Annotated in this window: 15 protein-coding genes; 6 read left to right on the forward strand and 9 right to left on the reverse strand. The window is 60.0% G+C overall.

Annotated features, from left to right (window positions below; all coding sequences use genetic code 11):
* Positions 1 to 4,491, reverse strand: coding sequence for an RHS repeat-associated core domain-containing protein (locus AB3X08_RS20640; protein WP_369934808.1), 4,491 nt, complete (start codon positions 4,489 to 4,491; stop codon positions 1 to 3).
* A 332-nt stretch (positions 4,492 to 4,823) separates the two neighbouring features.
* Between AB3X08_RS20640 and AB3X08_RS20645 the strand changes: the two genes are divergently transcribed.
* Positions 4,824 to 5,039, forward strand: a complete 216-nt coding sequence (locus AB3X08_RS20645; RefSeq protein ID WP_369934810.1) for a hypothetical protein — start codon at positions 4,824 to 4,826, stop codon at positions 5,037 to 5,039.
* Positions 5,040 to 5,205: 166 nt separating this feature from the next.
* Positions 5,206 to 6,699, forward strand: coding sequence for a S41 family peptidase (locus tag AB3X08_RS20650; protein WP_369934812.1), 1,494 nt, complete (start codon positions 5,206 to 5,208; stop codon positions 6,697 to 6,699).
* 138 nt (positions 6,700 to 6,837) lie between these two features.
* Here the strand turns inward: AB3X08_RS20650 and AB3X08_RS20655 are convergent, their stop codons facing one another.
* The 6 genes from AB3X08_RS20655 to AB3X08_RS20680 form a co-directional block, all read right to left on the reverse strand.
* Entirely contained in the window at positions 6,838 to 7,221 is a 384-nt protein-coding gene (locus AB3X08_RS20655) for a SymE family type I addiction module toxin (RefSeq protein WP_369934814.1), read from the reverse strand.
* A gap of 297 nt (positions 7,222 to 7,518) precedes the next feature.
* Positions 7,519 to 8,952 (reverse strand): XVIPCD domain-containing protein, encoded by a 1,434-nt coding sequence (locus AB3X08_RS20660; protein WP_369934816.1) that lies wholly within the window; start codon positions 8,950 to 8,952, stop codon positions 7,519 to 7,521.
* Entirely contained in the window at positions 8,949 to 9,437 is a 489-nt protein-coding gene (locus AB3X08_RS20665) for a hypothetical protein (protein ID WP_369934817.1), read from the reverse strand. The genes AB3X08_RS20660 and AB3X08_RS20665 overlap by 4 nt, the downstream gene beginning before the upstream one ends.
* 153 nt (positions 9,438 to 9,590) lie before the next feature.
* Positions 9,591 to 9,980 carry a SymE family type I addiction module toxin gene (locus AB3X08_RS20670; RefSeq protein WP_369934818.1) on the reverse strand — a complete coding sequence of 130 codons (390 nt, stop codon included), beginning with the start codon at positions 9,978 to 9,980 and terminating at the stop codon, positions 9,591 to 9,593.
* A gap of 410 nt (positions 9,981 to 10,390) precedes the next feature.
* Entirely contained in the window at positions 10,391 to 11,788 is a 1,398-nt protein-coding gene (locus AB3X08_RS20675) for a P-loop ATPase, Sll1717 family (protein WP_369934819.1), read from the reverse strand.
* A 684-nt stretch (positions 11,789 to 12,472) separates the two neighbouring features.
* The gene (locus tag AB3X08_RS20680) at positions 12,473 to 15,757 is read right to left on the reverse strand and encodes a sacsin N-terminal ATP-binding-like domain-containing protein (protein WP_369934820.1); all 3,285 of its coding nucleotides are present in this window, start codon (positions 15,755 to 15,757) and stop codon (positions 12,473 to 12,475) included.
* 641 nt (positions 15,758 to 16,398) lie between these two features.
* Here AB3X08_RS20680 and AB3X08_RS20685 point away from each other — a divergent pair.
* Both AB3X08_RS20685 and AB3X08_RS20690 read left to right on the forward strand, forming a co-directional pair.
* The gene (locus AB3X08_RS20685) at positions 16,399 to 16,656 is read left to right on the forward strand and encodes a hypothetical protein (protein ID WP_369934821.1); all 258 of its coding nucleotides are present in this window, start codon (positions 16,399 to 16,401) and stop codon (positions 16,654 to 16,656) included.
* A 179-nt stretch (positions 16,657 to 16,835) separates the two neighbouring features.
* Positions 16,836 to 17,480, forward strand: coding sequence for a hypothetical protein (locus AB3X08_RS20690; protein ID WP_369934823.1), 645 nt, complete (start codon positions 16,836 to 16,838; stop codon positions 17,478 to 17,480).
* Between the two features lie 82 nt (positions 17,481 to 17,562).
* On the opposite strand, the gene AB3X08_RS20695 is transcribed toward AB3X08_RS20690, so the two are convergent.
* Together AB3X08_RS20695 and AB3X08_RS20700 are read right to left on the reverse strand one after the other, a co-directional pair.
* A complete protein-coding gene (locus AB3X08_RS20695) occupies positions 17,563 to 17,841 on the reverse strand; it encodes a BPSL0761 family protein (protein WP_369934825.1) in 279 nt (92 codons plus the stop codon).
* Between the two features lie 75 nt (positions 17,842 to 17,916).
* Positions 17,917 to 18,276: a hypothetical protein gene (locus tag AB3X08_RS20700; protein WP_369934827.1), complete on the reverse strand. Its 360-nt coding sequence runs from the start codon at positions 18,274 to 18,276 to the stop codon at positions 17,917 to 17,919.
* A 255-nt stretch (positions 18,277 to 18,531) separates the two neighbouring features.
* On the opposite strand from AB3X08_RS20700, the gene AB3X08_RS20705 reads away from it, so the two are divergent.
* Positions 18,532 to 19,416: a hypothetical protein gene (locus AB3X08_RS20705; protein ID WP_369934828.1), complete on the forward strand. Its 885-nt coding sequence runs from the start codon at positions 18,532 to 18,534 to the stop codon at positions 19,414 to 19,416.
* 28 nt (positions 19,417 to 19,444) lie between these two features.
* A complete protein-coding gene (locus AB3X08_RS20710; RefSeq protein WP_369934830.1) occupies positions 19,445 to 19,996 on the forward strand; it encodes a hypothetical protein in 552 nt (183 codons plus the stop codon).
* Positions 19,997 to 20,051: the final 55 nt, after the last annotated feature.

Genomic DNA, 20,051 nt, shown 5'->3' on the forward strand with positions numbered 1-20,051 from the left:
TTAGTTCTCCATGTAGGGCGGCGGTCCCACACTTTCAATTAATTCTGCGCATTTCACGGGATCAGAGCGGCAAGCTGTGGTGAACGAATCGGCACCAACCGTCGGCATTGCCATGGCCTTAATAATATACTTTCCATATCTAAAAACAGCCGCCTGCCTAGCTCTTATTAAAACCTTCTCAGCCTTGGTAAGCCGAGCGCACATTTTGATCTGCTCTTTTGTCATTTTTCGAGCATCTGCGGCAGTTAAAGGCTTGAAGTTTTCGACATCGACTCGCGGGCCATCATTGCTTCCAAGATGAACGTGAGCGGGCTCATGCTCCGGCCTAAAATCAGTGACGTCCGGCCCCGGATTTGCGTGGATACTCACAGCTGCACCTGGAATCTTTAAGTCAATTAAACCTAGAGGATCAAAAAACTCAAGTGGCTTTGCCATGACATATAGAAAGGTATTTGCCCCTCCGGCCAAACCGATCGGATCGCTCTGTTCATAGCGACCAGTGCTCGTATCGTAGTCCCGGAAATAGTTCTGGTTAAGCCCCGTCGCACCGTCATAGCGCTGCCCCGGGAAGCGCATCCCGAACCCGAACGTTGTGCCATCGCGATCTGGATCCTGATCCGGGGGCGTGTTGCCAAAGGCCTCGCCCTTGATGTCCCAGGTCCAGATCGCCACGTCGCGCGCCGGGTCGATGACTGTCCGCGGTGCGCCCAGGTGATCCGGCTGCACGTAGTTCAAGGCGGTGCCGGCCAGGACGCCCACCGGCAGGTCGTCGAGCCAGATGGCTTGCTGCAGCGCCTTGCCGTTGCCGTCGTAGTCGCCCAGCCAGTGGCCGGCTTCGTCGTAGAGCGTGTAGGTGTTGGTCGTGCCCAGGAAACGGCGCACCTGCTCGCCACGGTCGTTGTAGCGATATTCCATTGCCAGCGTGCCGCTGCGCTTGGCCTGGCTCATGCGGCCCGTCGCGTCGTAGGCGAACTCGCGTGCGGTGCCATCGATGGCCGTGGTGTTGCCCGCGGCGTCGTAGCTGCGCGCGGCGCCAGCCACGCTCGCTAGGCGGTGGCTGTCGGCCGGGTAGCTGTAGGTCTGGGCGCTGCCGTTGACCTGGGCGCTGAGACGGTTGCCGGTGGCGTCGTAGCTGTAGCCGTCGATCACGGTGCCGGTCGGGCCGTCCTTGAATGCGGTCAATCTATCTAGATTGTCGTAGCCCAAGCTCACGACCGGAGCGGTGTTGCCCGGCGCAGTCAGCGCCGTGAGGTTGCCGACCGGGTCGAAGCCGAAGCCGACGTTGAGGCCGTCGCTGCGGCTGTCCTGGATCGCCAGCGGGCGATAGTCCTGGTCGAACACGCGCTGCAGTGGGCGGCCGTTACCGTAAAACCAGCCGGCGCTGGGGCCGAACGGGTAGTAGGTGGCGCCGCTCAGCAGCTTTTGCCGCGTGCCGCCCGCAGGCGTGACACCCACTTCCGTGGCCTGGCCCAGCGCGTTGCGCACGTAGTCCACCACCGCGCCATCCGGATACGTGACCCGGCTCAGGCGGCCGCCCTTGGTGTAGGCGTAGCGCACGGTCAGTGCCTTGCCATTGGTGGTCTGCACCTTGCGCACCATGCGCCCGAAGCGGTCGTAGCAATACTGGGTCAGTCCGCTGCCGTCCTGCAGCTTGCTCAGGCGACCCAGCGCGAAGGTCTCGCCAGTCGCGCAGACGGTCTGGCTCGCGTCGTAGGTATAGGTGGCGATCAGCGCTTTGTCCGCGTAGGTCGCCTTGGTCAAGCGGCCGAGCGCGTCGTAGATGTAGCTGGTCTTGGTGGCGCGCGCGTCGGTCTGGGTCGCGAGGTTGCCGGCGCTGTTGTAGGTGTAGCTGGTCACGCCGGTGTCGGGACTGGTCAGTTTGAGCAGATCACCCAGGCCGTTGTATTGGTAGCTCGTGGCCAGGCCCTTGGGATCGGTGACCTTGGTGGTGCGGTCCAGCGCGTCGTAGTCGAACTGGGTCTTCGCGGCGATGCCGCCCACGTCCTGCAGGGTCTGTTTGACCCGGTCCAGCGGGTCGTAGTCGGTCTGGGTCTTGCGCTTGAGCGCGTCGGTGGCCAAGGACATATTGCCGTTGTCGTCGTAGCCGAAGTCGGTAGGGTCGGCTTCGGCCGTGGCCTGCGTGGCCAGCTGGCCGAGCTTGTTGTAGATCCGCGACAGCGTGTGCTTGAGCGTGCCGGACGCGTCCTTGGTGTCTTCCTTGGCTCGATTGCCGGACGCATCCAGCGTGTAGTGGATGTTGTTACCGACGCCATCGGTCACGTCGGTCAGGCGGTGCGCGGCGTCGTAGCCGTACGTGACGAAGGTGCCGTCAGGATCGGTGACCTTGCTGACGTTGCCCACCTCATCGTAGGCGACGATCGTGGGTTGATCCTGGTCCGACGGCGTGCCGTCGGCATTCGCCCGCAGCGTGCTCGAGGCCATCCAGCCGCGGGGCGTATAGGTGAGGTCGCGGATCAGCGCGTTGGCATCCTGGGTGCGCGTCGGGCGGCCATTGCGGTCGTAGGCCACATAGGTGGTGGCGCGGCCCAGCGCATCGACCACCTGATACAAGTCCCCGGCGCGATGGCAGGCGCCGCCGAGGTTGCTGCAACCGGATTCGTCGGCGGTGAGGTAGTAGCGATAGCTAATAGTGTCAGCCACGTCGGTGCGCGGGCCATCCTTGCTCAGCACCAGGCCGATCTGTGGGCATTGCGCGCCATCGACGGTATCGCAGTAGCTGGTCAGCCACTGGCGCACACCGGTCGGCGCATTGGCCGCGCTGCCACAGCTGTAACTCATGGCGGCGGAGATGGACGGATCGACCTCGCAGCGTGCGGTTTGCTGGCCGTGTGCGTTGTAGGCCCAGGCCGTCTTGGCGGCGGTGGCGCCGGCCGCATCGAGCACGGTGCGGGTCAGCGGCACGCGCAGACTGGCGTTCCAGGTGGTGTTGGTCGTGCGTTGCTGCGCGGTGCCCGAGGCATCGATCTGCTGGGTCAGCAGTCCATCCGCCGAATAGGTCGTCTTGGTGACCGTCCCCTTGAAGTCTGTCACCGAGGCCGGATAGCCGTTGGCATCGTAGGTCAGCGACTTCCACGGCTGGTTGCATTGGTCGCCGCAGGGAACGCTGGCGCCAAAGGAGCGCAGTGTGCCGAAGCCGGTATTCGTGAAAGAGAGCCTGACGCTCTTTCCCATTGGGCCGGTGATCGTCGCATCGTACCCACCATTTCTAATGATGCTGTCGTATTCAAAACTGGTCAGATCCGCATTTCCGGCAAAGGCCGTGGACGCCACGCGCCTCGTAGTGTTCCCCTGGTATTTGATCGTTTCGTAGCGAACGCCTTTTTCGTCAATCACTCCGGTCAAAACACCTGGAAGATTGTTGTTCCCGGTGTTAGCGCCTTCATTGTAGACATAGGAAAGCACCTTCCCATCGGGATAGGTAACGCTAGTGAGATATCCGGCGGCGTTGTAAGCATAGCCAAGGCTTCCGCCGTCCGGCTGAATGATAGCGATCAGTCGCGCCGCACTGTCATAGCTCAAGTTGAGATTTCGACCAAACTGGTCGGTCACTGCAATCAACAGCCCAGCCTTTGGCGCAATACTGACAGGCGTATTGCTATCGCTGTAGGCAAATGCAAGAACTCTTTGCCCAGCCTGATCGCTCACCTCTTTAATCAGCCCGCCTGCGTCGTAGGACTCGGTTTGATAATTCGCCGAAAGCTGGAGCGCGTAACCAGCCCCGGCCGGAAGCTCGACAAGCTTCTCAGCAACGTCCTGGTCACCTTTCCAGACACCATTTGCAAGCACGAAGCGAATCACGCCGCCATCCGGCCGAAACGCGTTAATAATTTGCTGACTATCCGCCATGTCAGAGCGCTGAATTTCCAAGCGCCTGTCATAGATGTGCCTCCACTGAGGCCCTAAATTGGAAGACGCAACGACCGAAGAGCTGTTATAGAACCTGCGGAACACGAGATTCGAGGCAGAGCGGAAATCCGTTTCCTGGCGATACAGATTTCCTGTCGATGCGTTTACCGGATCGCCTTCAAAGGGGCTTCCTGGATTGTCGCCATTGACTGATGCCGAACTGTCGCGACTACCGCGCGGACCGGTGCCGTCTCTATCCGCCCCAAGCCCAGCCGTGCAGCGAGTATGGCAACCCCCCAGATTTTTCTGGGGCACGCCGCCGCCCCGGCTTAGCGTGGCATGGACGTTCGTGCCGCTCGATCCATTCAAATAAATGACCGCAACAATATCGCCCGTTCCGTAGCGAACCGAGATCTGAGGTGGATTGGTACAAGTTCCGTTACACAGATCAGTTATCTTTTTGGTGACAAATCCCACGGCCTCGCCAACGGTGGCAAACGAGCCGACCCCATGTATGGACTGGACGGTATAAGGCGCGCCATAGTCGCCGGTTTGCCCAAAGACCCTCGCAGGGAGAAGCGCAAGGACGCTCAAAGCGATAAAAACAGCGAGGCGTTTCAACATAGCTTCATCCTTGAGCTTCGATAGCGTTGTAGGCGGACAACCGCAGGGCACAGGCAGTGCCTGGCCCGACAAGCTTACCGAACTTTGTTGCAAAATTTGAGACGGCTAGAACTTTTTGCAGGAGCCGGCCTGACCCGCTGTCAGCGGACAAGGGGCTGGGCGCGCCTCAGCCAACGCTACGTCTAGCAACTTGGATATTGATGCTACCCAGGCGCACAATCAAAAAACTCTAGACACGGGACACCGCGATGTATGGAACGTGGATCGCAGTCGTCGCAGGCCTCATCGCGCTGACACTGGCACTCAATGGATGGATCCTGGCAAGGACACGCATGAACCCGCACCATGGCGCGAGGCTCGCCTTCTTCAGTGCACTCACCTCGCTTCTCGCGCTACCCATTTGTCTTGCAAGCTTTGGCGTCTATGCCATGGGTCTTTTCAAAGATCTTCCAAACCCATCCGGCATCACCTTCTTGACAAGCGCGGCCGTGGTGCTCCTTTCCACCATCACGGCCGCAGTCAAATCCCGGCGCAATTCCCATTCCTAGGCAACCGACGATCGTGCTCGGAGCCGACCAGCGTTGGCTGGCACAGCCGATCGGCCGGCGTGCTTGCTCAGCGCACCTTCGCTTCCGGCATGGGCGTGATGACCAGCGCACTATCCGTCCTCGCCACCATGTGTGTATGTTTCCGACCAGCCACCGAGCCGCTACGATGAACACCAAATTCCTCCTTGTGCTGCTGGTCGCCATTGCGTGCATGGCGCCGCACGTCTCCGTCAACGCGGCGGAGGCGGAGGCGCTGGCACCCGCGCCCGCCGGGGAGGTCGCGGCGGACGTCGTGCGTGCGGATTTTGCGACCCTGTACCGGACATTGCGCGAGGCACATTTCGACCTTTATGCGCACCGTCCCAAGGCGGATTACGACAGGGCCTACCGTACGATGACGGCGTCGATCCGCGGCCCCATGACACCGGTCGCGGTGGCCACGCTGTTCCAGAAATTCGTGGCGTACGGGCGGATCGGGCACGCACGGATCGATGCGCCCATCGTTGCATTCGTGACGCATCTGCAGGGCGGCGGCACCTTGGTGCCGCTATTCGTGCGCGTCGATGGCGACAAGGTGCTGTTGACCGAACCGGCGGAGGCCAGCGGCACACTGCGCGCGGGCGTGGAGATCACCGCCATCGACGGGGTCCCGATCCATGCCGTGCTGGACCGGCTTTCGGCCTACGTGTCTGCAGAGCGTCCCTACATGGCCTTTGCACAGATGGAAGAAAGCTTTCCGGCGCTGCTGTGGCTCGACCGCGGCGTCGTCGCCTCGGTCTCGGTCACGGCGACGATTGCCGGCCAATCGGTGACCGTTCCCGTGCCGGCAGTGACCCTGGATCAACGCAAGGCGTTGGACGCCAGGTATCCGAACCCTGGCCTTGCCACCGATTTCGCTGCCCGCGACTACAGAGTAGTAGCGCCGGGCATCGCCTACTTGCGTCCCGGCCCGTTCTTCAACAGCGAACCGGGTGCTGACGACGGGTCCCACTCCTATCGGGCGACTGCGTTCCTGGCATTCATCGACGACAGCTTCCGCAAGCTCATCGCTGGCGGCGCCAGCGATCTCATCATCGACCTCCGCAACAATCCGGGCGGGGACAACAGTTTCAGCGACCCGATGGTGGCCTGGTTCGCCACCCGTCCTTTCCGCTTCGCGTCCTCCTTCACGCTCAAGGCAAGTGCGGCGACCAAGGCGGACTACGCGCGCCTGCGCACCGCCAACGCGCCCATCGATCCCGATTTCGCACGGCAGATGGAAGCCGAGACGCATCAGCCCAACGGTACCCGTTACCGCTATGAACTTCCCCTCGTCCAACCGCGGCCCGCGCCACGCTACCAAGGGCGCGTGTGGGTGCTGGTCAACCGCCACAGCTATTCGAACGCGGCCTCCACCGCCGCGCTCGTCCAGGATTATGGGTTCGGCAAGGTCATCGGCGAGGAGACCGCCGACGTGGCCTCCAATTACGCATCGGTGCAGAGCTTCACGCTGCCCGGGACCAAGCTCTCGGTCACCTATCCCAAGAGCCACTTCATTCGCCCCAACGGCAAGGACGAGGTAGCGAGAGTGCGGCTCGATTTTCCGATCGGCCGGCCACCGGTCACCAGTGCCGACGATGTGGTGCTGAGCCAAGCGCTGGCGATCGTCCGGCAGCGCTAGCGCGTGCCGGCCATGTCCCGCGCCAGCACCGACCACCAAGGCGCTGCCCATCGCGGCGCAGCGGCCCCGCAGGATGCGAGGCCACGCGCCGCGGCGCCAAAAGCGCGTGACGCCTATCCGAGTGACGAAGGCGCCGCGTTATGCCGCAGGCGTGATCACCAGCGCGCCATCGACGATGGCGATCAGCGGCTTACTGCCCGGCGCGAATCCCAAGGCTTCCAACCACTGCCCGCTCAGGCGCAGGGTGGGAATGCGCTGGCTCTGCCGGTGGCCTTCCACCAGCACGTCGTGGCAGGTGTAGCCAATGGTGCACTGCGTGGGTTGGTGCGGACGCGGTGCGCGCTTGGGCGGCAGTTCGTCTTCCGTCAGGACCGGATTGAACAGCGTGGTGTACGTCAGGTCGCCGAGCGGGACGCGCGGCATCGGGGCCGGGACGAAAGGCGCCACGTGCAGCGGCACTGCATCGCGAATACGGCGGCCGGGAGATGGGTTGCTCGTGGATGCGATCGCTTTGCGGGACATAGTGGATTCCTCGGTAGAAAGGGAATCCGCCACGCCGAGACCAATCGAGGTGGCGGACGGGACGTGTCGGTCTACCGGACCAAGGACCGGCGGGGCCGAAGCCCCCCGCGTACCGCCCGCCATGAAGTGGCGAGCACGCGCTTCGCACAATGCAGGCAACAAAAAAGCGCCAAGCATCGAAGATGGGCGCTGGGCGCTGGGCGCTGGTGCGCCTCGATAGCGGGAGACCAATCCCGGCTGCGCGATTTAACGCAGCAACTCGATCCTGCTATTTGCCAGGGGCCGATATCAACGACATCAAAGCGAGTGCTGCAACGGACGTTGTTGTTGCCCTTGGGTACGTTGCTGCTCCACGGACTGCTCTTGGACTTGGCGCTGGTTGATGGCCTCGACCTGGCTGAAGCTTTCCTGCATGGGGCGTTGGGCGGCTTCCGCGGTAGGCATGTGAGCCCTTAGTTTTGCCGGATCCTTGGGGTCGCCCTGAACCACGATGATGTTTTGCGCCGCAGGCAGATCTTTGGTTTTTTCGCTTAGCAGGACGTGATCCACTCGGGTGATCCCGTTGTCCTTGGCCAGGGCAAGCAGGCTAGCGGAGGTGCGCTCGCTGACGTCATCGAACGTACGGCCATTTGCTTGATCCAACTCCCGAACCTTGCCACGGATGTCCTCCAGCATTCTGTGGTCCGGGTGATTTGGGTTGGCCGGGGTGAATAGCACTTCTGGCGCTAGCGCGTTGCTTGGAGCGGACTCGCGTTGGTGGCCAGTGTTCTTGAGCTGGACGTAGCCAAATCCGTCCTTGCCCAAGTCCACAACAGGGAAGGTCTTCGCTTCACCCAAGTCCAGGCCATTGTGCTCCAGTTGATTGGGCTCAAGACCCAGCGAGTGAAGATCGATACGCACATCGGGCGGGCGCCGCCCTTCCGCATACCACGCATAGTTTTTTGCGATGTGGCTGATCGGATGAGCGCCGTAATAGTTCCGGTAGTCGGAGTCGCCTAGCTTTCCGAGTGTTCCCTTGCCGTCGTAGAAGCACTGTTCAACCGCACGGGTAACCGGCTCGCCGCGGGTGTGCGGATAGCGCGTCAGCGCTTCATAACTGAGACCTTTTTCGAACTGCACGTCGAGGGAGCTACGATCCACGCATCGGGACTTCGATCGCGCCAATAGCGCGGCCTCCTGCTCATCATGGGGTAGCGCAGGTTGCATGTGCCCTATGCGGCTGTTCAACGCGCGCAACCCAGAGACTTCGGCCAAGGCTTCGTCTTCCCGCCCGCGATCCAGGTACTGCCGCACCGGCTCGGTCAGGTTGACCATCGTTTCCCGATTGGCGTAGGCCTCGTTCATCGCATTGCGCACGCGCTCGCCAAATGCATCGAGCGCTTCCGCCCGGGTCTTGGACAGCACACCATGCATCGCTTCATGACCCATGACTTCGGTCAGCAGGTCCAGCCGTTCACCCTTCACCGGCCAGTCCTTGAAAACCGACTCGCTCACATAGAGCGTGCCCGGCCTACCATCCACTCCATCCTCGAAGTGCCCACCGCTGTGTTGGCCATGCGAGACGGCGATTCGGCCGATCTGCCTGGCGTCCGCGGCATTGGCGATCAGCCTGGAGAGGTAGGGCGATTCTGCCAGCGCGCCGCGAATGTCCTGTTCGGCATTCCTTGGCAGACGAGGATCGTCGGCCAAGTGCGACAGCAGTGGTTCAATACGGGGATCGACGGGCGTCATGCTTCACCTCCGCCAAACCGAATGCCATACACGCATTCTTTGGACTTCCCGCCATCGCTGGTGCGGTAGAGCAGGAGGCTGGCACTGACACCTTCCTTCCCGTCTCCAATGGCGCGCCAATGCTGACGCAACCAGCCTCGCTGGAAGTCACGCTGCCCATGGCGCTTAAAGCCCATTTCTTCCAAGCGCCGCGAGAAGTCGTTGGCATCCCAGAAACAGACCGTCGTGTCGCGGTCCAGCGGTGCCCTCCCGTCAGGGAGCAACACGCGCACCTCGTTGTAGGGGAAGTCGGGTGGATTGGGAAGCGTGGTGGCCACAACGGCATAGCCATCCGCCAATGGGCGAATGGCACGCTCCGACGAAGAACCCGGCTTGGCCGGCGCAAAGGTCACGCCAAGTGCGGAAGCGAATCGCTCCTTGTCGGAGTCGCCTCGCGTCTTCAATGTGCCGGCATAGCGGAGCAAACGCGCTTGAAACTCGTGCATCGACACCGCGCCAGAAGGCGAAGCCTTCGGAGCGGAAGACGCCGCCTGGCGCGCGCAAGCGGAAGGCATGGCCACCAAGAGGACAAGCGAGAGGACGAATGGAAGGCGTTTCACGATTCCCCGCATGCCAGGCAGTGGCGCCAATCCTACAAGCTAGCTCGGTTCCGCGACCGTGATCACCAGCGCACCGTCGATGACGGCGATCTGGGGTTTGCTGCCAGGCACGAATCCCAGCGCCGCCAGCCACTGGCCACTCAGGCGCAGGGTGGGGATGCGCTGGCTCTGCCGGTGGCCGTCCACTCGCACATCGTGGCAGGTGTAGCCAATGGTGCACTGCGTGGGTTGGTGCGGACGCGGTGCGCGCTTGCGCGTCAGTTCGTCTTCCGTCGGGACTGGATTGAACAGCGTGGTGTACGTCAGGTCGCCGAGCGGGACCTGCGGCATCGGGGACGGGACGAAAGGCGCGGCGGGCGACGGCGCGGCATCGCGGGTGCGGTGACGGGGAGACGGGGTGCTCTTGGGTGCGGTTGCTTTGCGGGACATAGACGACTTCTCCTGAGTTGAAAGAAGTCCGCCCACTGCTGCCAAGCAGGGTGGCGGACGGTACGGGTTGGCAGACCGGACTCAGGGACCGGCAGGCCTTGCGGCCTCCACGTACCGCCCGCCATGAAGCATGGGAGCTATCGCCCACGATAACGCCGGGCAACAAAAAAGCGCCGGGCATCGAAGATGGGCGCTGGTGCGCCTGAGTGATCGGGCTGCCAAGCCCGGCTGCGTGATTTGACGCAACGATCCAATATTGCTCTTTGACAAGGTCAACGTCAACGAGCTTTGTAGACAGAAATGTAGGTTATGCACCTATAAAAGTCTAACTCTGACCCTGGCATTCACCAGGGTCCTCAGCATCCCAGACAACGATGCGTCCTAATCGCCACGCCCCTGAGTTCCAAGGACTATTCAGCCTTGATTCTTTCCTCTCTAAGCTTGGCGTATTCTTTAAGACCCAAGTGCACTTTAAATCGCGAAGCAGACCGATCCCAGCCGGCTTGAGGGTCAGAATATTGAAACACCCACGAAGACCCTCCATATCCACTTCTTCGCTCATAGCCAATCACAGAAAAAGAATAAAGCAATTCTAAAGCTTCATCAACACCGACAACATTATCCTTTGATTTTCGCGCGTTGTATTCAGCCTCAAATGCACTTCTTTCAAAAGTAACGGTGCTGAGGGCGCTACATGCCTGTAGTGCTTCCGACCAACGCGACCAGTGCGGAAGAACTTCGTCGTCCAACTCCTTTTTTAGATAAGACGAGTAGCCATCCCGGGCGGAAACGATATCTGAGTTTCCCAAAAGCAATGGCTCATCTGTTCTAGTTTTTGCTTGACGTAAAGCCTCATTCAGAAACTTAATAACATCTCGAGGGCGCAAAAAAGTCCTTGATAGGACATGATTCCATTTTGGCTGAGCACCTCTCATCAACTGCTCGTCGATAACAGAACTCCACTCAGCGCTCCCCCCAAGGCGAGCACGCAAGCGTTCATTAACTAAAGCCATAAGCGCTTCGTCATCCCAAGCAAGGTCTATAGCGTGACTTTCGCTTATTTTGTTCTTATCGCTGAACTCAATATCATCCCAAATATCAGTTCTTAAATAGATAACAGGATTTATTTTTGTTTGAAAGTTTTTTGTGTCGATTCGAAGGCTGCGCGCCGCAAGAATGAGTCCAATGAACATCCTTTTTTTTGGATCATCCAATTGGGACAACCCGTGATCCAACTCATCAAAATGAAGCGATAGTGAGTCAATACCCAAACGGCCACATAACGATAGCGTTGTATTCAAAATGCTCTGAGACAGGGCATCCAATTCAATACCCAACCCCGAATCACCCGCGGGTCGTTCAAAAGAAATCCCGCCAAGCTTATTGCCAAGGACTTGGGGTTCGAATGAAGCCTTTGAAAGCCTGATAGCTTTAGGGCGTAGAAGAACTCCGAGTTCCGGGTGAACGCCCCCATAGTTCTCGTTGAGGAATCGCGTCAATATCTGAGCATCATTCGAACCAGATGCGTGGCCCGTCGATAGAATTAACGAAGCAAGCTCAACGCAAAGAAGATATCTCCAAGATGCGACATATGCCTCAATGTCTGATGCACCCGAGTCGACGCGAGATGCATGGACGCTCCAGGGATAACCTCTCAAATTCAATGACTTCGAGAGGCCGAATGCGCCAGACTCGGAAAGATGGCGAACGAGCGCTGTTTTACCCGAGCCTTTTCTTCCCAGAACCAAGAAAGCATCCATCTCCGCCAGACGAGACGCAGCGGTCGTAGTTAAAAAATAATCAAGCACGGCGTCATCCTCTGCCGCCACGTCCCCGAATGATGACAAACCTCGTAGTGATACTGTGGGTTCTCACTGGATGCACTAGCTGCCTTTCATACAAGACAAAGACTTAGCGCGAGCGGGCTGGCCCCTTGGCTATTGATCAGGCCCCATAAAGGGCTAGTTCCACATCTCATGACAGCCAAAAGCCGCTAGTTACGCCAGACGACTAAGTTAGTTATATATATCAGTTACTTACAGCCGCCTTATCGCCATTGAAGAACTCGTCAACTGGGCGTCATTCAAATTCCGGCCACTTCCTCTGCGCCTCAAGTCAACTTGCATATCGGCCAGCATAGGGCGCCACTGCCCTCACTCCGGTTCCGAAGATGCGATATGTATGCCCCGCTTAAGTCGGCAATAGTTCAACAACTAGCATCAAGGACGTCTCAGCTTAGCCTGGCTGAAGGCGCCCGGCGGCACCCTTGGCATCAGCGACGGGCGCGGCTGGGGATGACAGGCCTACAAGGAAGCGGGCGCGGACCTCTCGCTTACGCTAAAAAAGCGCTCGACGCATACACCGCTTGCAACAGTTCCGCACGACGCGGCAGCGACCAGCCATGGCCAACTGCGGTATGGAGATGACGACAAGCTGCTCGACTCGCGCCAGCCGAGGGGGAGCGATCGAGCATTCGAACAAAGCATGGGCAGCTACTGGGGAAAGGCCATCAACTGCTCTGAAAGAGCAATTTGGCTCCATCCATGATCGAATGTGAAAGTTCGGGCATGGGCGACGGGGTTCTGGATTTTGAGCACCCGGGCTTGTATCGGGTTGGTTGCGCGCTCTACCACGTACAACCAGTACGCATCGCCTTTCTCGCGCGCGCATTCGAATTGCGTGCGTGACATTCCCACGGGACGATCTTCCAAAGTTCCCGTCATCGACTTCACTTCGATCCATCGAATCTGCTTGCCACCGCTGTCGGCCTCGAAAAGGTCAAAACCGGGGTTGCCTTCCGGAGTCCGGTGCAGTGCTGGCTCAAGACCAATGATCAGGTCGATCGCACGCCTCTCGATCTGCATCCGTGCCGCTTGGTCGAGGCCATCGGGATCGGGGCAATCTTCATCAGGATGCATGCCGATGTAGGAAACGAATTGACGTCCGCCTGCTTGGCCAGGCGTCCGCTTTCCCTGACCTCCTCCCTTTCCACTAGCAGTGCCGTGGTCGCTTGAGCCGCCGCGGCTTCCTCCATTGACCTCGCCACCGCCGCGCGAAGTCCCAGTGCCAGAGCGGCCTAGGCCAGCACCACCACCCGCACCTGTGTGTACGTCGTCACCGCGTTCCGGATCAAGCCTGTCGGGCGGGACATCCGGCATATCATCGCCATACAGATCTTTCGCACCTTCGTATACGTCGCCGTTGGATGGCTCATTGGTCTCCGGCTCGCGTGCTGTCGATGGCTCCGGCTCAGACGGTAGATTGTTGATACCCAACCTGGAAGTCAGGTCAGCTACGCTGGTGATACCGAGTTTGCGTAGCAGATCAAGTGCAGCCGGATCGATTCCTACCTCATTGGCAAGCTGATCGATAATCGGTGTCTTGAATGCGATCTTGGTCCGCAGGAATGGGCTTGGCTTCCAGCCGAGCGTGTCGAACACGACGAGTCCCGCCGGCACAAGCTCTCCCTCGGCGTTCGGCACCCACGCTACCTGATTGAGCGTCCGCACGAAGGCGGCGTCGAACCGGGCGGCCTTTACCTCATGGGAGTAGCCCCACTTGTAGGAGCCGTAGAAGGCTGCAGTGCCGCGTGCCTCCAAGTCAGCCAACGTCTCCCACAGCACCTTCGCTCTGGTTGATGCCTCCTCGGGCTTCAGTGTGGGCAAGAACTCAAGCAGCTGCATCAACCCGCGAAGGGTGAAGTCCTCTGGCTGGCTCTCCCAGCTAGCACGCTCAAGGCCTGCTTTTCTGCGAATTTGTGCCTTCTCGGAATGTCCCAACCCCGACGGAGTTGCTTGCGGCGTCAGGTAGCGGCTTGCGCCACACGACACTAGCAGGTCACGGATGTCTTCACCACGCAGGCAGTCGTATTCGTTGTTGACTACCAAGATGCCGGGCACACCGGCAAAAAGCTGGTGGAGGCGGTCGGTGGGGATGTAGGCCTCCGCGGGCTTGGCGATGTAGGCTTTGCCATTGCCGGTGTCGACTGCCATCACAAAGGTAGTATCGCGCAGGGTCGACCGAAGCCTTTCCTTCTGCGCCGTTGAATCGGTGTTGAAGGCTGCACGGATGCGTTCGATATCGGCAGCGTAGGTATCTACGCCCACATCCACCTCTTGCTGTTGGTATTTCGGCAGCACGTTCCAGACGACGTCATCTACCGGGTCGGGTTCAGTGATGCCCAGCGATGTCAGGAACAAGCGCACCTCGGGTGTCGCACACACCGCGCGGCGCATCGTCGGGAAGCTCGTGGCGGTGGCGCTGGGCAGGAAAGCCCTAGCCTTCCCGTTCTCGCGAGCGAGGACATGCGTACCGTCATCGAGGCGGATGATCGGAACAGTGTCCAGGTGACGGCGCAGTGCCTTCTCCTGGCCGCTCAGGAATTCGTACAGCCGCGACACCCACTCGTCGGATTCCGCTTCCAGGAACGACTTGGTAAGGCTCGGCACCAGCTTTGTTGGCGTGATCTCGTCGATGTCAAGTTCGCGCATCAGGTACTGGCGGATCTCAGGTGCCTTGTCCTGAGTGATGTCGGCGGACAGCCAAGCGGCGACCTCCGATCCGAACAGCGCCGCGACCTGTTCCGGGCAGAACAGCTCGCGTAAATCTTGCGTTCGCGCCAGCTTAGCTTGCTGGGCGGTGACATGCCCGCCGTCGAAGGTAGGAAGCAGCTCCTCGTCCTGAAACGCCTGCCGGACGGCATCAAACATCGGCGCGAACCGCGAATCCTTTGGAAACTTCTCGCGGTCGAGCGGCAGGCAGCGCAGCGCAGCGACATCCAGCATTGCCTTGTCCCGCATCCAACGCATCGCCTCCACTAGCAGACCGGACGTCTCCATGACCAGATGCCGGTTCCACGGCTCGCCGGGTGGAATGTTGTCGCGGCTTGGCGTGGTGCAGTACGGCCCCTGCACGATAAAGCCAAGGTGACTCTCAACCACTGTCGGGAAGAACACCACCAACGGCGACTTTGCCAGCGGCTGAACCACCCAGCGATCAGGGACGTCCTTCACCACAATCAGCGAAAAAGCGATTTCCACCCGCCCGACCTTCTGCCCCTCGACAGAACACACGTCGCGGTGGAACACCAGCCAGTTCTGATCGACGTCCGGCCGATCATCCTCTTTACCGATCACCGTGATGCGCTGGACATTGGGTCCGAGCGATTCGGGGGCGTTGCGCAGGTAGAACCCGGATGCGCCGCCCGCGACGCTCCAACTGATTTCGTCAATGTGGCGCAGGAACAGCAGCGCGCACGGGCCCAAGTGGCGGAACCCCGCCGTGATGTCCTGCACTGCGCTCGCATCCTCCGGTTTCAGTGGCAGGATTATCTGCGTTTCGTCAGCCGCGCGCGCCGACCGCGCTATCCGCTTCGGGAAGACGTAGTTCTCAATGGCGAAGTCCTCGTCGCCAGAGTGAATCTCCGGAAGATCGGTGACGCTGTAGACAGACTTGAAGCCGAGGCCGAAGCGGCCAATGGAGGACTCGTTCTTGGTGCTCTCGGCGATGTCGCAGACGCTCCGGACATCGGCCTCGTCGAAAGGCTTGCCGAAATGCGAGAGGATCAGGCCGTTCAGATTCAGGGTGAACGCAACTCTACGTGATCCCTCCCACTCGCAGCGCCGCCCGAGAGCGTCCTCAGCGTTCTGCAGCAGTTCGAAGATGAAGTGCGTGCGGTCGTCGTATAGACCAGCGGCTAGCTGGCCGGACTTCTGAGCGCCTTTGGTGCCGTAGCTCTCCCGGTTCTCCTTGCAAATTGCCTCGTAGTTCGATGCCACGGCCACTCCCTCTTGATTAGGCGCCGATTTGGATGCCAAGTTTGCTCAGTCCTGAACAACATTCGAATATACCGCACCACTCTTCCTGATCATCTTCATTCAGAACCTAAGCGCGAACTCGTAGCGGGTGGCCACTTGGGGATCTTCCTGCACTGGTACAGCCGCCCAACGACGAATCTGAAGTGAAGTCCGTCGGGCGACATCTCGCAGCGCCGGAAGTCCTCCGGGTCGATCCAGTACCCCTACGCCTCAGGAAGGTGCCGTTTTACGAAAGGACGGCAAAGGCATCCTCGGAACTTGCGTGCTCCCGATACTTCACCAGCAACTTGTCATCCATAGACCTTGCCATACCGAACTCCTTTCCCCAGCTACCTATCGACAGAGTGGCCAGGCCAAGTCCCGTGTCCATCAAGGCTGGCCTGTGCTCACTGCCGATCTTAGTGCTGCCAAACACACCCCATAAATTCCCGGAATCCCGTCATCCGCACGTGGGGGGGGTACCTGCACCAAAGCCCGTTTTTTTATATCGGGCCTCCAAGGGACAGCAGAATCGGTGGGGGATTTGCGTTTTTCCAATCTTGTAAAGAAAGAGGGAGCAGCGATCAAAACGCCGCTCTCCCTTTCCTACAGGAGTTAGAGAAATGACCGGTATCAAAGTTACACCTCGCCACGGCATCCCCCTCCAGGAAGTGCTGGACTGCCACAGCATGCTCCGCGGTCTAGCGACCAACATCGATGGCTTCCAGACCATCAAGGGCAGGACCAATGCTCGATTCGCCAGAAGCGGGCACTCGATCTTCCGATTCCGTAATCAAGTTCGCGCTGATCGCTTCCTCCGCAGAGCGAAGAAGCGTCTAGGCGACGTCTTTCGTTTCCGCCATACGGATGATGACAGGTAACTGATCCCACCATTGAGTAGATAGGCGCAGGCTGCATGCCCAAGGATGGGCTTCTGCTAGGTTGAGCGTGATGATCTAGGGGCGCATCCCTGACGCTCCCCTGGGATGTAGTGATTCTCCTTACATCGGAAGCCGTGCACTGGCCTTAAGATGAAACCCTGACAAATGAGGATCGAGATATGCCACGGGATGCAATGCTGAGTGGTCTGGAGTCAGCGAGCGGGTCACTCATTGCTGCGGAGACGCTCACGCAGCTTGAAGGGTTCTCCAGCACAACCTTGTCGGATGCGGATCGGGCCAACTTCACCGGTCTGCTGCGACTGATCGAGGCTGAGGCAGACGCGGAGCTTGACTATGCCGCGCGGGTCGATAAAGGCGTGATCGAGTCGGCCCCACTGCTTGCTGACCTTGGCTGGCTTCCTTTTGGCAAAATTTCAACACGGAAATCCTCAGAGACTGATCTGGTTGAGGCAAAGACCAGGCTCGAGCAACTGACCGCAGAAGTCGCTAGGGAGAGCGGCAAGTTGGAGGACATCCCGGAGGCAGGCGATCTCATCGCAATGGTCCAGTACTTCAAAACGAGCACTCCATCTGACATTGCGCACATCCGCTGGCTCATTGTTGTTCTGTCGCTTCTTCTTTACCTGATCAAGGCTTATCAGGTCATCTGCCGCAACGCTAACTTGTTGACCCACCACAGGGACGCTAAGAGGAGGCTCGATTATTTCCGCCCCCTCCTGGTCCAGCTGTTCCCCGGTTTACCCCAGCCTCGCTACTCGGAACTGGACAACGAGCCGCCTCAGGGTCAAAGCTTCACTCCCTGAGTCCAGCCCCATCTTCAAAGAAAGCCCGATGCACTGCGCCAAATGTCTGAGGAGTCGTCCTGCTATTACACACGCATCTCAGCTAATCCTGCGACTTATAAGTCAGCCGTGACAGCCTATCGCTGAGACTCTCCGTGAGTGGCCCGTGTTCATAGGCGACGAGCCAAGAAGGATCCGGGATCTGCTCGTCGACACCCAGGACGCGCGCCAACTGCTTGGTCATACTGAGCGTTGGATAGTGACGTACTAGCCTGCATGCTTCTCGACGAACTTCACGTGGCAAGTCTTCGTTGAGGGCCAACTCAACGAGGAAGGCACCTGCCTGTGTGATGTGGCGGATTGTTTCGGCTGCAGTTGTCATAAGCAAACAAGGATCCAGCGATGGGCTTTACATTGTGACCAATGCGCACTGCGAAATCGCATGGACGTCTAACTCCTAGTAAAAGTCACCGGTGCTTCGTCGATAGACCTTAAAAGCCCGCTCTATCTCCGAATCAGTGGGATCTTTATAGATTAAGCCACTGGGCTGCTGCAATCGATGAGCAATGCGGTACCAGCCCCGAAAGTCGTCGAAGGAAAAGACGAAACCCGACTTCGCAACAATGTCCTCTGGAGAAAGCACAGGCTCGTCCTTTAGCCTTTTCACCACACCAGCGGCGGCATCCGCTGCTGCGACTGCCGCCTCTTCGCCTTTATCAAGATGGAGAGCAAACGTCGCAGCCCACACCCGCGGCGCGGCCTGAGACAAGAGCCATGATCGGTATGGTGGATCTAGATAGTCCGCGAGGTTACCCATACTGTTCTCATGTGCGGTGGACACTCATGACTTGAACATATCATGCGCTTATTCTCTAACATGCGGCCGTCGCGGCCGACCTGGCGTGGGGTAGGCCGCGCTGAGTCACGGATGACGACCCAGCGAAGTGGCTTCCACCGGCAGGCACTAAGCTACCCTAAGCGGATGTCGGCTCGCAGCTAAAGGAGTTCTGAGCATGACCGTATTGGCAATCACGTCATCGTGATCCATCGTCTCATGGTGCCTGGCGGATGGATGGACGCCCAGCAACTCGACGGACAACTCTCGCGCCAGCTCGCTGGCCGTCCCACCGATGCCGCAGTCGAGTTGCACCTGGGCCAGGACACCCGCTTGAGTGTAGGAGCCTGTGTCCGCTTGCTGAGCTTCCTGCACACATTGAAGGAGAACGGCGTTGCGGTGAGCATGCACGGCCTATCGACCTGGGGATTGGGGAGCTACCTCGACCGAATCGGTTTTTTCGGCTTGCTCGGTCCCGAGATCGCCGTTCGGCGCGCCGGGCCAGTCGGACAGTTCGATGACCGACGCGGCGACCACCCCCACCTAGTCGAATTGGTGGCGGTGGCCGCGTCCGGCACGCGAGATGCCGCGTTGCCGAGCCAGCTCGCCGATCGCCTGGCGGCGTGTGCGTTGCCTGAGCACCGCATATCGCTGGGGGCTACCGCCTTCACCTTCTTCGCCGAATTGATTGACAACATCCGGCTGCATAGCCAATCCCCCCGGCCCGGGCTGGTGGCGCTGCAGGTGTACGCGCCGACCGCTGGCGCCCGGCGCATGGTGGAGATCGTGGTGGCAGATGCCGGCGCCGGCATCCTCGCCACGCTGCGGCCGGCTCTGGCACTCGACCGACCGGCCCTGGCCGCGTTGTCCGATGAGGCTCTGCTCCTGCATGCGGTCAACGAAGGCGCGTCCCGGCACGGCAGCGAGGCGGGCTGCGGCATCAAGCAGAGCACTCGCAAGGTTTTGCGCCGCGTTGATCCGGAAGTGTCGCTGCGAGTTCCCGAGCTGCGTCTGACACTGGCCCCGGGAGCGACGGGCTACGCCATCACCGACCAGCGGCGGCCTCCGGCCTTGTTTCCTTTGCAGGGGACCCACTGGGTGGCCCGCTACTCGCTTGACTGAGGCTCGCCGTTCTGGTTCACTTAAACACATGAAGGAGATCACCCTCACCCTCCGCGACTACATGGACCAGGACGATGGCTGGGGCCGCGAAGACGGGCGGGCGGTATTTCTGAAGCTGCTAGAGGCAGTCGAAGCGCATCCGGGGGTGTGTCGGTTTGGCCTGGACCTGACCGGCGTGCGGCGCCTGGATGCCTCCTTCCCGCGCGAGAGCTTCGTGGCGCTCGCCAAGCGTTTCTGCGGAGAGAAGGCCTTCGCCCTGCGCGGGCCGCTCGACCCCGATACCGAGGACAACATCGACGCCGCGGCGCGCAAACGCCAGATGCCAGTAGTGACACGGGAAGGTGCCGAATGGCGGGTGCTCGGACCGGAGCCCTCCCCGGGGCTAAAGCCGGTGTTCGCGGCCGCCATGCGCCAGGGCGAGGTCACCACGGCTGAGCTGATCCGCCCGCCCTACGAACTGGGCTCGGCAAACAATGTGAGCAACAAACTGCGCCAGCTGGCCGAGGCCGGCTACTTGCTACGACGCGAGGATGCCTCGGCGTCGGGCGGCAAGGAATATCGTTATCTGGCGCCGTGTTGAGTTTTCGTGCCCCCAGGTTCATCGCATTCAATGAAGGAGAAGTTCGCTGCCATGT

It is taken from the genome of Xanthomonas sp. DAR 34887, from assembly GCF_041245805.1.
Classification (GTDB): Bacteria; Pseudomonadota; Gammaproteobacteria; order Xanthomonadales; family Xanthomonadaceae; genus Xanthomonas_A; species Xanthomonas_A tesorieronis.

Coding starts and splice junctions, on each gene's coding strand:
- AB3X08_RS20685 (WP_369934821.1), top strand. CDS start 16,399: ATGACCGGTATCAAAGTTACACCTCGCCACGGCATCCCCCTCCAGGAA.
- AB3X08_RS20690 (WP_369934823.1), top strand. CDS start 16,836: ATGCCACGGGATGCAATGCTGAGTGGTCTGGAGTCAGCGAGCGGGTCA.
- AB3X08_RS20700 (WP_369934827.1), bottom strand. CDS start 18,276: ATGGGTAACCTCGCGGACTATCTAGATCCACCATACCGATCATGGCTC.
- AB3X08_RS20660 (WP_369934816.1), bottom strand. CDS start 8,952: ATGACGCCCGTCGATCCCCGTATTGAACCACTGCTGTCGCACTTGGCC.
- AB3X08_RS20710 (WP_369934830.1), top strand. CDS start 19,445: ATGAAGGAGATCACCCTCACCCTCCGCGACTACATGGACCAGGACGAT.
- AB3X08_RS20670 (WP_369934818.1), bottom strand. CDS start 9,980: ATGTCCCGCAAAGCAACCGCACCCAAGAGCACCCCGTCTCCCCGTCAC.
- AB3X08_RS20650 (WP_369934812.1), top strand. CDS start 5,206: ATGAACACCAAATTCCTCCTTGTGCTGCTGGTCGCCATTGCGTGCATG.
- AB3X08_RS20645 (WP_369934810.1), top strand. CDS start 4,824: ATGAACCCGCACCATGGCGCGAGGCTCGCCTTCTTCAGTGCACTCACC.
- AB3X08_RS20665 (WP_369934817.1), bottom strand. CDS start 9,437: ATGCACGAGTTTCAAGCGCGTTTGCTCCGCTATGCCGGCACATTGAAG.
- AB3X08_RS20695 (WP_369934825.1), bottom strand. CDS start 17,841: ATGACAACTGCAGCCGAAACAATCCGCCACATCACACAGGCAGGTGCC.
- AB3X08_RS20640 (WP_369934808.1), bottom strand. CDS start 4,491: ATGTTGAAACGCCTCGCTGTTTTTATCGCTTTGAGCGTCCTTGCGCTT.
- AB3X08_RS20705 (WP_369934828.1), top strand. CDS start 18,532: ATGGACGCCCAGCAACTCGACGGACAACTCTCGCGCCAGCTCGCTGGC.
- AB3X08_RS20655 (WP_369934814.1), bottom strand. CDS start 7,221: ATGTCCCGCAAAGCGATCGCATCCACGAGCAACCCATCTCCCGGCCGC.